7 protein-coding genes are annotated in these 15590 nt (G+C 51.0%); all 7 read right to left on the bottom strand.

Annotation, left to right across the window (positions count from 1 at the left end; all coding sequences use genetic code 11):
* Window positions 1-70 precede the first annotated feature (70 nt).
* The 7 genes from IX84_RS24915 to IX84_RS24945 all read right to left on the bottom strand — a co-directional run bounded on the left by IX84_RS24915 (window position 71) and on the right by IX84_RS24945 (window position 15570).
* Window positions 71-6739 carry a T9SS type B sorting domain-containing protein gene (locus IX84_RS24915; RefSeq protein WP_160213927.1) on the bottom strand — a complete coding sequence of 2223 codons (6669 nt, stop codon included), beginning with the start codon at window positions 6737-6739 and terminating at the stop codon, window positions 71-73.
* A 132-nt stretch (window positions 6740-6871) separates the two neighbouring features.
* Window positions 6872-7825 carry a PorP/SprF family type IX secretion system membrane protein gene (locus tag IX84_RS24920; RefSeq protein ID WP_044227467.1) on the bottom strand — a complete coding sequence of 318 codons (954 nt, stop codon included), beginning with the start codon at window positions 7823-7825 and terminating at the stop codon, window positions 6872-6874.
* A gap of 705 nt (window positions 7826-8530) precedes the next feature.
* A complete protein-coding gene (locus tag IX84_RS24925) occupies window positions 8531-9499 on the bottom strand; it encodes a N(4)-(beta-N-acetylglucosaminyl)-L-asparaginase (RefSeq protein WP_044227881.1) in 969 nt (322 codons plus the stop codon).
* Between the two features lie 87 nt (window positions 9500-9586).
* Window positions 9587-10816 (bottom strand): DUF6089 family protein, encoded by a 1230-nt coding sequence (locus IX84_RS24930; RefSeq protein WP_044227471.1) that lies wholly within the window; start codon window positions 10814-10816, stop codon window positions 9587-9589.
* A 231-nt stretch (window positions 10817-11047) separates the two neighbouring features.
* The gene (locus IX84_RS24935) at window positions 11048-11995 is read right to left on the bottom strand and encodes a magnesium transporter CorA family protein (protein ID WP_044227475.1); all 948 of its coding nucleotides are present in this window, start codon (window positions 11993-11995) and stop codon (window positions 11048-11050) included.
* Window positions 11996-12052: 57 nt separating this feature from the next.
* On the bottom strand, window positions 12053-13360 hold the full coding sequence (locus IX84_RS24940) for an ABC transporter permease (RefSeq protein ID WP_044227477.1): 1308 nt from the start codon (window positions 13358-13360) through the stop codon (window positions 12053-12055).
* Window positions 13361-13452: 92 nt separating this feature from the next.
* Complete coding sequence (locus IX84_RS24945) at window positions 13453-15570, bottom strand: glycoside hydrolase family 97 protein (RefSeq protein ID WP_044227480.1); 2118 nt, start codon at window positions 15568-15570, stop codon at window positions 13453-13455.
* Window positions 15571-15590 lie beyond the last annotated feature (20 nt).

Raw genomic sequence — 15590 nt, forward strand, 5'->3', positions numbered from 1 at the left:
AATTGAATTAAAAAGCCCGCCCTTCGCACTGTTGCGAAGGGCGGGCTTTGCTTTAGTCAGGAACAGGATGCTACCTTAGGATTGTCACGTCGCCTTTGATGATCTCTCCACCACCAATATCCAATCGAAGGATAAAGTAGTAGGTACCGTCTGGAAGGTTGGTGCCATCCATATTCTCGCCCTGCCAGTCGTTACCGTATGGCTGAGCCTGGAATACGATGTCTCCCCAGCGGTTAAAGACGATCAATTCGTTATTCGGATATTCATCCGGGTTCAAAATCAGCTGGTCAAAGATCAGTGCATCATTCAAACCATCGCCGTTTGGTGTGATACCATTAGGCGTTTCGATTTCCATGCTGTCGCGCTGTATACTTACCTCAACGGAAGCGCTATCGCAAAGGGTTGGACAATCCGCGTTGCAGATGACGTAGCCGAAGGCATCTTGTGCAGGACCGAAGAGGTTGGTGGTGAGGGTGTAGGTTACATCACCGTCTCCCTGATCCGTCACATCGCCCAGTGTTGGCTCACTGGTGAATTCAAAAGTGACACCTGGAACGCCGGTCAGGATATCGTTGGCCAGCAGAACTGCCTGTGCCTGATTTGAGCCCTGATCGACCGTCATGATATCATTTGCGGCATCCGGTGCCAATTGTGGTTCAACCGTAATAGTGCTTGAGCTAAAGTCAGGGCAGCCATCCTGTGAAAGGCTCCAGGTCAGTTCTACCAATTCCTTGCCCAGTCCGGTAACCACCGTAGCACTCAGGGAGTCTGACTGTAGTGTGCCAATACCGCTATTGAGGGTCCATTGCCCGGTCACCCCATCCGGCAGATTTGCACTAATGAAGGCATTGCCATCACAAGACACGCTATCGACTTGTGCCAGTGCGTCCGGCAGACTGTCGTCAGGCAGGATGGAAACCACTTCAGATGTATCAGAACAACCGGTATTCGTATTCGTCACGATAAATAGGTAATCGCCAACTGCATCGACCGTAGCCGTCAGATTGGTAACCGGCACCGGAGGCAGCCCCATGCCGCCCACTGCTACCCATTCGTAATCGTAGATCATACCTTCAGAAGAACCGGTACCATCCAGGGTAAGGGTATCGCCACAGCCCAGGATATTGTCCGGAGCCGCACCCACAGCAATTGGCGTTTCGGGATCAAGCTCCACCGCTACCGTATCCATAGCTTCGCAACCATTGGTAGGGTCTGTTACGGACAGGAAGTAGGTGCCCGCAGCGTCTACATCCACCAGGAAGGAACCGGTAGCCGGGGTAATATTGCCCGCCATGCTTGTCCATTCGATGTCAAACTCACCGTTGTTACCGTATAAAGAGGCATCAAGTGTAACGGTTTGACCAGGGCAGCCCAGGAAGTCAGGCATGGCAATTTCGCCTTCCGGTGCAGTAGTATCGGCAGCGACTTCAAAGATCACAGTGGAATCACAACCATTCATATTGGAAGTCAGCGTCAACTGATAGGTACCCGGGGCATCTACATTGGCAGTCAGGGTGCCGTCATTAGGCACGATGGTCCCACCGTTGTCAACACTCCAGACTGTTGTGAAATCATTCGCATCACCCGTTGGTGCTGCACTCAGCAGGACATTCTCTGTGATACAGGTAAAGTCTTCGGGTACTTCCAGCTGTACAGCCGGCGGATTCGTGTCCTCACTAACTGTAAGCGTATCTACCGTTGAGCAGCCATTTATCGTATTTGTCACCATAAACTGGTACTGGCCCGGTGTGGTGACTTCAAGCGTTGGGTCCGTGCCCAGCTCCATACCATCGATATCCATCCAGCTGTAAACGGTTGTGTCAGGCTGGAAAGTAGAACCAGAAGCGTCAAGAGCAATGGTCGACGCGGTACAAGTCAGTGACGGGGATTCATCGGCAAATTCGATATCGGGGAATTCGCGGATGTCGTTCACGATTAAATCATTTTCACCAACACAGCCTGTAGTCGTATCTGTAACCATCAGGTTATAAGTACCTGGCGCCAAAATACCAACTGTGGTAACATCGCCATCAAAAAATACGCCCGGAGACCATTCGTAAACCAAATCAGTTTCCTCAAACAGTTCAGGATTAGCAAGGCTTATCTCCACATTAATGGTATCAGGCACATTGCAATCGTAGTCTATCACACCAATATCGGTTGGTTCGCCGAATACAATTGTTGGGGTCTCTCCCTCTACGGTCACCTGGACAGGTGAAGAACCAGCGGAACAGCCGGATTCAGAATTAAGGATACGCAAACGATATATCCCTTCATTGGTGACTTGGGCTGTCAATGCATCCGGACCGATGGCCAGCGTGTCGACAACAGTACCCTGATCAATTACCTGCCAAATATAAATCAAGTTATTGCCAGTATCAGAGCCCGTTCCATCCAGTGTATCTATCGGGTTAAGACAGTCTAGTAAGATTTGGTTCTCAACCACCACCGCCGTTGGCGTATCCTGATTGTCTTCCACCACCACGGTATCTGTCACCGCACAATTAGAAACCACATTTGTGAGGGTCAGCACGTAGATACCGGGCTCATCCGTCTGTACAGTTTGCCCGTTCAATGGAGAAATCAGGCTACCTTCAATCGCAGACCACTGATACTGCACCGTCACTGTACTATCGCTGACTGTGGAGCCGGTGGCATCCAGCATGACCTGCAGGTTGTTGCAATCCAGAGACAACACATCCTCGGCCAGTACGATTTCGGGCGCATCATCCAGGTCATCGACCTCTCGGGTGAGAACGGTTTCACAACCGGTGATATCATTGGTGACGGTTATGGTGTACACTCCGGGTTCTGTTACCCGGGCGATGGTATCGCCCTCGATAATGGAAATACTGTTCCCCCAATCTATGGTGAATGTACCCGGATCCAGGTCCACACTTGCCGCAAAGGTTACCGTATCCCTGTTACAATTCAGGTTTTGAGCCGGGGTCAGGGTCACCAGCGGAGGCATCGTATCCTGTACAACGAGGACGGTATCGGTGGCTACACAGCCCGAAAGTGTGTCGCGTACTGTTAGCACATAAAGCCCTGGTGCGCCAACCGGCTCTGTGATATTATCGCTCACATCACCCAGGGACAAGCTTCTCCAGTTGTAAGTCACGTTTGGCCCCTGTCCGGAAGCAGAGCCATCCAGCAAAGCTGTCTCACTGTCGCAACTGATCAGACCATCCACTGCAGCAACAGCGGCAGGGGGGATAGTATCGTAAACTACGGTAACCATATCTGTAGCCGTGCAGCCGGTTGCCTCATCGGTAATGGTGAGGTTAAAAGTACCCGGTACGGTGACCGTTGGCGTGAGCAGGTCTTCCGTTCCAGGGGCCAACTGACCACCATCGGGAGAACTCCAGTCGGCTAACACAGCATTGGGGTTGGCGTTGGTGACAACCGCATTCAATTGCACCTCATCTCCATTACAGTTGATGGCTGCGTCCTGATCTATCATAACCATAGGCAGCTCCGCCTCTGCTGAGACCACCGTGGAATCCAGTGCGGCACAGCCGTTTTGATTATTGATAACTTCAAAGAAGTACGTACCAGGCGTGGTGGTAGAGAAAGTCTCTCCACTGGCCACTTCCATACCGGTATCATCCAGCCATCGGGCTGTATAATCAGCGATATCTTCTGCTACAAAGCCGTTCAGGTTGGCCGCATCATTACAGCCGACGAATACAGAATCTGTACCAGGGCTGGCCAAAATGAACGGAGGCGTGGTATCAATATCTATGGTAATGGAATCCGTAGCACTACACCCGCTATCAATAAATGAAGTCGTAATCACGTAAGTACCGGAATCCGAGGCCATAATTTCCCTGGTATCTGCAGTGAAACTATTTGGCCCGGTCCAGCTATAATCCACGTTGTCCTCCTCTACTACGGAGAGCATAATGGAGGGGTTGTTACAGTCAATTTGTCCTGGATCTGCCTGCTCAAACTCGACTAATGGCAGTGCAGGTGCCAGCAGTTCCAGCGTATCAGTAATAAAACAGCCGCTGCTGTCATCCCGAACCTCAAACGTAAATACCCCCGGCCCGATGGCCAGCAGGAAGCGGCTATCTGTGGCACCGCAGATTTGCCCGCCCTGAGAAGCGGTCCATTCGTATACCACATTCGGGTTTTCAGACACCTGTGTAGCCATCGCACTGATGAAGTTGGCAGTGCTGCAATCCCCGCAATTTGCGATACGGTCAGGGCCAACATCTACAAAAAGATCGGCTCCTCCCACCGGTACAGTAATGGTGTCGGTAAGCGAGAGCCCGGAATTATCGAGGATGGTCACCACCACATCACCTGCACAAAGGAATCGTGCGGTATTGCCAAATTGCGGAGGCGCCGTTTCCCAGCTGAAGGTGTACGGAGGCACGCCACCGGAAACGACAAGTTGTACTTCTCCGTCACAAACACCAGGACAGCTTACTGCCGTAATGATTGTGGTATCAAGGAAAAGTTTATCATTGATGCAGAGTTCTGCGGGTAAATCCAGCAGGCTGCCTGGCCCATTGGCGGTGGTCACCGTTGGGTTGGGAATCTCATTGACAGCTATGGAGTAGCAGGTATCGGCAGGCCCAAGCAGTTCAAAGCACATTTCAAAGATAATGGCTGAATCTACTGCAAACAATGGCTCTGCACTCATAAAGTCTATACAGGCAGCACCTACCGGCTCAGCATCCAGATCAAAGTTCAGGTTGGGGATGAGCCCGGGATCAATAAATTCAGTAAAGTTGAGGGAGCCTGGCGCCCAGTTGATACAGAAGCTTGCCCCCGTGATATCTTCAAACTGCCCGACCTGGAAGGGTACACAAACGGTATCCCGAAGGTCCCCTTCTACCTGGCCTCCCACCAGCCAGAAACCATCAGGGCTGAGAATACAGTAGTCGCCGCCGATGCCAGTCAATCCGACATCTTCGTTATTGGAACTGGAAGTGATAACCTCGGCCACAAGCGGGTCACTGGCAATTTGAACCAGGTCACAAGTACCAGCCAGGTTTTCATCATCCGGAATTTGGAAACAAAGGGTAAAAATAGAGGTCCCATCTGCCAGGGTTACAGGCGAAGGAGGGTTCCAGTTGTCAAACAGAATCTGACCATTACCGAAGCCCAGGGCATTCAGTGCCGCAGCACCGTTGGGAAGGTTAACATTCTGAGGGCCAACTCCAATCAGATATTCCAGGTTTTCAGGTTCCCACACGATACTGAACCGCATGTCCTCCACATCTGTGAAATTAGTTACAGTGAAGTCAAAGCAAAGTGTATCCCCTGGCTGTCCTTCCAGCCCACCGGTAAGTTCCATCACTATGCCCGGAGGCTGATTAACGGTTACTTCGCAGTTGGTAGGGTTGATCCCGATATTGGGGCCGTTGCTGATTTGCCCAACATCCGCATTATTATTGATAAACTGGAAAGGGCTGTTGCCACCGAGTCCGATCACATCAAAGCAAACCTCGAAAATGACATCACCCTCATTACGGGTTTGAGCAGAGCCATCCCACTCAAAGCCTAAAATACCATTCTGAGTATTCAGTTCATTAAAGCCCGTAGCGTTAAGCCCAGGGAGGTTAAAGCCCTGTACGCCGGTATATTCCAGAATGCTGGTGTTCCACTGCATGAGGAAGCCCAGGTCGGTTACGTTTTGAAAGTTGCTGCCTGCTTCTACGGCTACACAAATCTGATCATTAACGGTTACCGGTGCGCCGCAGTTAGCGACCACCTGCACACCCTCAGGATTGCAGGTCCCCACCTCGATAATTCCAGGATTTTGGCCAACCTGGATGTTGGAGAAGCCGTTCATAAAATCATTCGTTGCTTCCGGGCGGAAGAAAGGCTGTCCGGGCTGCACGTCAGCAATGGACACATCAATATCTCTGGAGCAAGACCCCGGTTTAAGCCGGAGGCACAGTTGGAATATCAGTGTGGAGTCTGCCAGGGAAAGCAGGTTGGCGGGAGGTGGAGCCCCCCATGAAACTGTAATGCTGCCTTCCTGTACCCCCATAGCCGATTCCGGATTGCCAATATTGCCTGGCCCGAAGTTAGGCAGGTTTTGCGGGATAATCACGCTTTCAAAAGTAGCCAGCGTGGAGTCCCACACCACCGGGAACTGGAAGGAAGACAAGCTGTCGAGACCAGTTACGGAGAAGTCAATACAGACGAGGTCGCCCTCATTACCCTGCCCGCTGCCTATATCAATGATAAAGGGGCGAACGCATGTAGATACGAATGCCGGCTCCACAAAAGTTTGTGTATTGACACAGTTACTGTTGTCTTTAGTGGTGTAGCGGTTGGGGCCAACGGTTACTGTTGTAGAGCTGCCGTAGGTGCCAATTGCCCGGAGGCAAAGTTGAAAGATAACCGGCCGGCAGGTATTGTCACAATCGTCGAGAGTCACCCCTTCGCCATCGTTAATCGTACTGCAATCCTCAACTTCCCACATCATATTGAGGGAACCGGCGCTGGTTTCGGTGAAGTTGGCCGCACTCAGACCGGGCAGGTTAAACCCTGTGACCTGAACAAATTCGAAAGCGGTGGAGTCCCAGAGAATGTTGAAATCCGTTGTAGCGATGTTGGAGAAGTTTTGCACCGTGACATCAATGCAAATCTCTTCATCAAGACATGGCGGATTTTCCGGCTGTTCAAAGTACATCGTGTAAGCCACATTTTGGGCCTGCAACGCAAGTACTCCCCCGAAAAAGAAAAACAAAGCAAGGGAAAGAAGTCTTTTTTTCATGAGGATATGGAAATTGGGAAGTATGATCTGAAAATTCATGGGACTTTCACAATTTTTAGTGGGCCACCATACCTGGTGTTGGTCCGTTAGAGTATAGCAGTATAAGTGTTTGTTGTTGTTCGGCCATTAGGTCTAGCGATAAAGCGACATCGTCAGGTTGATTTCATGGGTGGCACCTGCCGAGGGCCCAAAGGAGCTGAAGGAATAGTCAAAACCATAGCCGATTCTGAAGGTATTCTCGTAACCAGCAAGGTCACCCAGCATCACACCTGTTTCAAGGTGAGCATTACCCGCTGTTGAAGCACCAGCGCCTACCCAAAAGTTGACCGGGGTAAAGTAGCGTAGGTTAAAATCTACGTTTGTCGGCGCACCCTCAGTGTATTTAATCCATACCGAAGGCTCAAGGAAGCTATTGTCATTCAGGAAGGCATAAAAGCCGAACATACCATAATAGTGCTGCACCCGCTTCGTACTGTACTCCCCTTCTTCATTCTGAAAGGTCAGGTCGAGACCGAACACCTGAGGGACAGACAATCCACCGTAGATCATATTGTCATTACGGCCTACCATCCGGTAGTAATAAAGACCAACGCCAACGTCCGGGAAGAACTGGGACTGATCAGTCGTGCCCACGATATCTCCCTGTTCGCGCAAGCGAATCTGGGAAGCATCAACGCGGAAATTCACCGCGCCGGCGCTAAGCCCCACGACAAAACCACCCGTCTCCGGATCACCGGAAACAATACCGGCAATACGGCCATAGGCCCCGGTAAACCCGGTTGGCCCGGTTTGGTCATTGATCACATGGCCGCCGGCCATGAACGTAACGCCTGATCCGCGTGTATGTATATAGGAACCTCGCAGGGTCTGAGTGGTGGGCGCATTTTCCAGACCCACCCACTGGGCACGATAGGAAGCGCCGAAGGAAATGTTTTGGCCAAAGGCGAGGAAGTCGCTCTCAACAGCAGCAGGATTGATCACCGTGGCATTCTCACGGTACTGCGTAAATAAGGAAAGCTGCTGAGCATTAAGGCTGGCAGCCACTGTGAGAACCAGGAACAATAGCTTGTACTTAAGTCGCGTCATGGGATGAGTTTTTGAGATGCGCAAATTTAGAAAATTTATACGCTCGAAAAACGAATGATCTGTCATTAATTATAAAAAATAACATATAATAAAGTCCAAGATGCGTAAGGAAGTGCAGTACAAACAATTGAACAGGTGAGGGTAGCGTGCTATTCACTAATAACGGTGAATAAACAGCGCACATATAAGGTCATAAGGAAATGGCGGGAGCCCCGGTATTCCAACCTCAATCCAACAATATGTAGTTCTGTACCTCTAAAGCTCTTGGTGGCTGAACGTCAACAGCAGGTCATAATCCAAAACGTAAAGTACGCCTTCTTATTTCCTGTAGTTCTGCACAACCACTAACGCTTGAAAGAAAAACATCCACTGAGGAGATTTTTACTCCCAGACCATCACCTTTGCGCACAGCAAATGTCCGGGTTTTCCAAGCGAGACCAAATTTAGGCGTTTGGTTTTAGATTAGTGTATTTTATCTATGATAATTTTAGCTGACATTAGGGTGCCTTTTATCACCCTGGTCAACACAACACAACACAACACACTATTAATCAGCCTTATATACAACATTGAAAATTGGTCATACCTAAAGAATCCACGAATCTCCCCGAAGTGTGCAATGATTGAAGTAAGCGACGACATGGCATAAAGCAGCAAGAGGCTGCACGGAAACAAGCAGCCCCGAAAAAAAATCCTAAACTACGTTTAACGGGATAAGTAAGAAGAACTTTTGGTAATCTTTGGATCGGGCTCATTGGAGACCGCATAGGTAAAGCCCTTATGCAAAGCATAGCCTCCATAAGAGCCGTCTTTCCGCAAGGCGAGAAAACACACCTGGAATTCTTCGTAGTTTTTCTGCTTTTTTACCACGCGTTCCACCGCTGCCCTGCAGGCTTCTTCTGCTGTACGGCCCTGCCGCATCAGTTCCACGACAAGAAAAGAGCCACACACCTTGACAATTGCTTCTCCCATACCCGTAGCCACCGCACCACCAATTTCATTATCGACGAATAAGCCTGCGCCGATAATCGGCGAGTCTCCTACCCTGCCATGCATTTTGAAGGCGAGCCCGGAAGTGGTACAGGCTCCGGAGATATCTCCCTGCTTGTCCATAGCAAGCATACCAATCGTATCGTGGTTTTCAATATTGATAATGGGTTGGTATTTAGCTTCTTTTTGCCAGTCTTTCCAGGCTTGCTCCGCTTCCGGTGTGAGCAGATTTTCTTCCTGAAAGCCATTCTCCAGTGCAAACTGACGGGCACCTGCGCCTGCAAGCATGACATGCGGCGTCTCCTCCATGACCTTGCGCGCTACTGAAATGGGATGCTTGATATCCTGCAGAAAGCAAACCGAACCGCAATCTCCCGCAGCGTTCATAATACTCGCGTCGAGTGTAACTCGCCCGTCCCGGTCCGGCCGTCCTCCATACCCCACAGACATGTCTTCAGGGTCCGCTTCTACGGTCATCACGCCTGTTTCCACCGCATCCAAAGCGGACTTCCCGGCAGTCAGGGCCGCCCAGGCTGCCCGGTTCGCATTGACATTATTCCAGGTAGAGATTACAACCGGGGCTTCGGCTTTTTTCTCACTTTCAGCCCGAAGCAAGGAAGGGGCAACGGTTAGCCCAATGGCGCCCCCTAGCACTTTTTCTATGAATTTTCTTCTGGAAGACATATGCGTTTTGGTTAATACTTGGTCAAGGGAAACTGCTCCGGGCATATTTCTGTCACGGGAAAGGTACAAATTCTTTTGAAAAATTATTCAAAAGTTGAACACTCCGGTAGCAGGTGAGGGTGTAATTGCAGGTACGGTAAGGTTTTCAGGCAGAGGCTTTTTGGCGGGAATACGCAGTTGCTTTAGCCATTCGAAAAGTGGCTTGTAGGCTTCGTCCAGACTTTTAAGCTGTTCAGTTTCAACGCTGCCCTGACAAACCACCGGTTCATCGGTTAGTTCGCCATCAGCATCCGTATCCAGCACTGGGCAACCCAAACGCCCCAAAGAACCTGATAACTTTGGGCAGTGGTCGTCCAAATCTGCTAACCCATCGCTGTCTGAGTCCGGGCAGCCTTGGGTTTGTTTGCTGCCCTGGGTATTAGGGCACCGGTCCTCCCGGTCTGCTATACCATCGAGGTCCGTGTCCGGGCAGCCATTGAGATTTCGAGGGCCAGGCTCGCCCAAACACAAGTCTTCGAGGTCCTCAACGCCATCGCCATCTTCATCCGGACAGCCAAATGCCGACCAGTTGCCTTTGATCTTTGGGCAATTGTCTTCTTCATCGGCAATTCCGTCCTTATCCTGATCTTTGGGCAACAGCCGGAAGGTAACGGTAAGCGCCCCCGTAGGCAACCAGTCCGGAGTGGCAGGGTTCCCGGCTTCACTAATACCATCTAAATAGTCAGAGAATGCCGTGGCCGTGCCAAATTCAAAGCCCACCACCATACTGCGGGTCACATCGGCTTTAAGCCCTACGCCCACAGGAAGCAGGAAAGCATGTTTCGGATAGCCCTCAGCCTGATCTTTGGCAATCTCCTCTGATTTAAACTCCGTGTTGGCACGGTCAAATTTCGCTTCTGCCGTATATCCTGCCCAGCCGCCGCCGATGTACAGATAGGGAGAAAAAATCCGTTTGAACTGCCGTGGCCCCGGATAACGGCGTTGCCCAAAGGGCTCCCACTCTACCGCGAGGGCTGCGGTGCCTATTGAGGATTGAAAGCTATAGTTTCTGTTGGTGAAACGGGGCAGATCTACCCCGCTGAGTTCAGTGTAGGTAAGATGAGTACGGATGGCCCACTCCGGATGCAGATGGTACCGCGCAAGGAATCCATACAGTCCTCCCGTTTCGTCCAGTTCCGGGAATATCGTTTCGGTGAGCTCTCCCTGATAGCCCGAAAGGCCAGCCAGGAAGCCACCTTCCCATTTTGCAGGTTGTGCCTGCATCTGCCCCAGCAACAGAACAGCCAGGGCTGTGAAGTAAATCGTGTGTAGCCTCATTGTTTATCGAATTCAATATACCGGAAAACTCCCTCCGGCTTATACCTCGTTTTTCCGTCACATTTGCAACGGCCTTAATGCTGTTTATGCTGGTCGAATGGATGGATGTGCCCCCGAAATGGGGTATCTGGGTGTTCTTTCTGTGAAGGGGGGTGAATCTACCACACAAGGTACGGCTAATGCATCACATACCAAAAAAACGAATAAGAATTAACAAGATTCTATCGGGCACTAAAACAGCCGCTTGCGTTGAAAGTACCAGGTGACAAGCAGGCTAAGGCTGATCGAAACGGCGACGATGATGGGGAGGGCGTAGGGTTGTCCCTCCAGAGGCAGGGGGATGTTCATCCCGTAAAAGGAAGCAACCAGCGTAGGTACCATCAGGATAATGGTAATCAGCGTGAGCCGCCGGATGGTGATATTGAGATTGTTGGAGATAATCGATCCATAGGCATCCATCGTCCCATTCAGGATATTGGTGTAGATGTTTGCCATTTCAAGGGCCTGACTGTTATCGATGATAATATCTTCAAAGAGATCTGATTTGTCCTCGTCATCCCGGATTTTAAGGAAATCCGTACGCTTCATCTTCATTTTCAGCAGTTCGTTGGCGCTGAGGGAGTTCACGAAGTAAACCAGGCTTTTTTCGATGCTGAGGAGCTGCTTGAGTTCTTTGTTTCGGCTGGAGTCGTACAGCTCTTTCTCAATGAGGTTCCGTTTAAGGTTGAGTTTTTTCAGGCAGGTCAGAAAGCGGTAGACGTTCTGCTCCATGATTTGAAGCACAAACGCACTTTCGTCATTGGTGTTGAAGCCGCGGACCTTTCCGTCCAGGAACAACTGCAGGACCGGATTTTCGTAGGCCGTAATGGTGATAAACTGATCCGGTGTCAGAATGATACCGATCGGTACAGTAATATAAATGGCGTCGTTCTCTTCCTCTATCTCATTCAGGATAGGGGTATTCACCACAATAAGGCGGATGTCATCCTCCCGCTCGTAGCGCGACCGTTCGTCAATATCAAGGGAGTCGGTCAGGAAGTCGAGTGGAATATCAAATTGTTGGGAAAGCTCTTCCAGTTCCTCGTGGCTGAATGGCGGGGAGATGTTCACCCAGCAGCCATACTGCGGCTCTTCAAGCTCCCGTAGCGTTCTGTCCTCTTTGGTATAGTACCGGATCATGGCTGCTCTTGGTCAATTTGAGGAATCGGACTTCATCCACAAACATACAATTTCTCATCACTTAAACCTAATGGCTTTAACAGGGCTTATATTGCTGACCAGATAGGACGGCAACAGCAAAAAGACCAGGGTGATGATGAGCGTCCCTAAATTGATGAGCAAAATCGGCAGTGCCTGCAGTGCAATCGGAGCCGTGCTCAGGTAGTAGTTTTCTTCTGAAAGCCGGATGAGCTCAAACTGATCCTGCAATACGCACAGCCCTATGCCGAAGAGGTTGCCCCAAAAAAGCCCCACTATGATAATGTAGGCAGCATAATACAGGAACACTTTACGAATGCTCCAGTTGGAAGTCCCCAGCGCCTTAAGGGTGCCAATCATATTGGTACGCTCCAGAATCAGGATCATAAGCGCTGTGACCATATTGATGATCGCTACAATTACCATCAGTGATAAGATGACGACCTCGTTGATGTCCTGCAGGTCCAGCCAGTCGAATATCTCCGGTAGTTTCCGGCGAATGCTTTCAGCGTATAGGTCAGGTGGCAGTTCTTCGTAGTAAATGTAATCGGTATAGGCCTCCAGGTCATCAATATCATCAATAAAGACTTCAAAGCCACTAACCTGATCTTCTGTCCAGCCCAGCAGGCGCTGTATCTGCCGGATGTCCACCAGAGCAAACTTCTGATCGTACTCTTCCAGCCCGGTCCGGTAAACCCCGCTAACGTAAAAACGGCGCTGCAACTGCTCGCCCTTCTCCACAAAGTGTACAATAAAGGTATCCCCGGTATCGATCTGCAGGCGTTTGGCCGTTTGGGCAGAAATCAGGATGTCCCGAGACATTTCATCCTCAGGGAGCGACAACCGTTTCCCTCGTTTAATGTACTGGTCCATAAAAGCCCAGTCAAAGTCCTCCCCCACTCCTTTAAGGATAATGCCTTCGATATCCTGATCTTCTCCCTTGCCCGCCTCGATGATCCCTGGCTTGATGGCGAACACCTGAATGTGCCGGATACCACCCTTTGTGGTGTACGTCCGTTCCACCCGTTTGCCCATGAAGGGTTCCTGCATGCGGTAGGAAACGCCTTTGATTGTATCCAGATGCGGATAAAAATCCTGATCTTTTTTGATAGGAAAAGCTTCGAGCATGGACCGGTTAATGTCTGTATCGGTGATATGGATATGCCCCCAGAAGCCGAAGATTTTAGCCCGGATTTCCTGCTTGAAACCAGCAATCAGGGCATTAGAGCAAATCATGACCGTTACGCTCAGAGCGATAGCCACTACTGCGATCCGAATAATCAATCGGGAGAAGGATGCCTGACCGGAGCCGGCAACACGCTTTGCTATGAAATACGGGAAATTCATATACGGCCAAAGATAACCGATTCTTTGACAAATACGGTACGAAATGTAATTGCCGGGGCACGAAGAGATTACTCCTTGCGGAGCCGGGCCCTTCAGCGGTAAGTCTGCAAACGCTCTTCGTCTTCCGCCGTAGCGGGTTCCAGCGAAACAGCTGTCCCGCCACCCGGCGCCAAGTCCAGCTTCAGGGTTGTGCTCCGGTCTACCAGAAAGGACTCGATGAGGAAAGCAGAGGGGTTCTCATCCCAGTGAGCGCCCTCTCCATCCCGGTAGATGGTCGCTTTGTAATTGGACCCCGCAGGCAGAAAATCCAGTGAAGCTTCAAGGGAACGCTCCTGCTCATCGGTAATGCTGCCCAGGAACCAGCGATCAGTACCGCGCTCCTGACGGGCGATAGTCACGTAGTCGCCAACCTCACCGTTGAGCACTTTGCTCTGTTCCCAATCTACGCCAACCTCCCGGATGAACTCGAATGCCGGATGGTCTTCGTAATGCTCCGGCAAGTCAGCCGCCATCTGTACCGGGCTGTAGATCACCACATAGAGCGCCAACTGATGGGCCAGAGTGGTGTTGATCTGGCTTTCTTCCTTGTAAGGTGCCAGTTTCATATTAAAAATCCCCGGCGTAAAATCTATTGGACCAGCCAGCATCCGGGTGAAAGCAACCGTGGGCAGATGATCCGGAGGGTTACCGCCTTCCACCGACCAGGCATTGAATTCCTGCCCACGTAAGCCTTCCCGGGAAGTCGCATTCGGAAAAGTACGCCGTATGCCAGTAGCTTTGATCGGCTCATGGGCATTGACGGCCACTTCATATTCGGCTGCCGTTTCCAGCACCTTGCGGTAATGGTTGACCATCCACTGGCCATGGTGGTATTCTCCTGCCGGGATGATTTTACCCACGTAGCCGGTTTTTACGCTATGAATGCCCAGGCGTTGCATAAGCGCGTAAGCGGTATCGAGCTGCTGCTCGTAGGTACGTGGGGCGGCTGAGGTTTCGTGGTGCATGATCATTTCCACACCTTTCTCTTTAGCGTAGCGCACCACCTCCTCCAGGTCATAGTCTTCGTAAGGTGTCACAAAGTCAAAAACGCCCTCCCGGTCTTCAAAGCCGATCCAGTGTTCCCAGCCGGTATTCCAGCCTTCCACCAGGACGGCTCCGATGTTGTTTTCAGCAGCAAAGTCGATGTAGCGCTTTGCATTTTCGGTGGTGGCGCCGTGTTTGCCACTTGCCATGTCCCAGGAGGACTTGCCGAGGTGCATTTCCCACCAGATTCCCACGTACTTGGTAGGCTTAAACCACTCCACATCGCCTAACTGATTGGGCTCATTGAGGTTTACAATCAGGTTGGACTCAATCAGGCCGGCGGCATCGGGACTGACCTGTACCGTGCGCCAGGGGGTATGGAAGGGCAGTTTCCGCTTTACTTTATAGGGCGTGCGCTCAGAACCGACCAAATTACTGGTGAGCTTATAGGCGTCATTGTCCACCATAAGCGTCATGCCTGCGTAGTCCGTCAGGGCCGCTTCGTGGAAGCTGAGGTGCAGGCCGGAAGCCGTCCGCATCGTCACCGGGGTATTCACCGCATTGACAGGTATGGCGGTTTGCGCCAGATTGGGATGGTCCCGCTTGCTCAGCGCATCAATACCGGAAATGGAGGTTTCGTTGTACAGGTGTTCGTAAATATCCCAGTCGCCGGGAATCCACCAGGCCGTGTGGTTGCCGGTGAGCTGAAATTCGGTACGCTCCTCCGCAACTTCCAGGGCTTCCAATCCTTCCTGTTCCGGGACTTCATACCGGAAGCCAAAGCCGTCATCGTAAACCCTGAAGATCAGACGCATCCTGCGATTGGGCGGCGGCATTTCACGGACCTCCACGGTAAGCTCGTTGTAGTGATTGGATACTTCCCGCTGCTCGCCCCAGGGCATTTCCCAAACGTCATTCAGCGCCCGGGTGGAATAGTCTGTCATTTCAAAGCCGGTGCGCAGGCTTGGTGCATCTACCAGCTCAAATCCCAAAGCAGAGGTGTCCAAAATGGCGGTGTCTTTATACCGGGCCCAGTAGACCGGCTCCCCTTCTTCAGTAAGCGTAAACTGTAACTGAAGGTCGCCACCTGGAGAAGAGATTTCCAGTATTTTGTCCATTTCTTTGTCTTTTGAGCAGCCGGCCAGGAGAGCCAAAGCCAGTAGAGGAAGGCACCAATAGGATTTCATATATTTAGTTGGATTTCGTC

It is taken from the genome of Phaeodactylibacter xiamenensis, assembly GCF_000759025.1.
GTDB classification, from domain to species: Bacteria; Bacteroidota; Bacteroidia; order Chitinophagales; family Saprospiraceae; genus Phaeodactylibacter; species Phaeodactylibacter xiamenensis.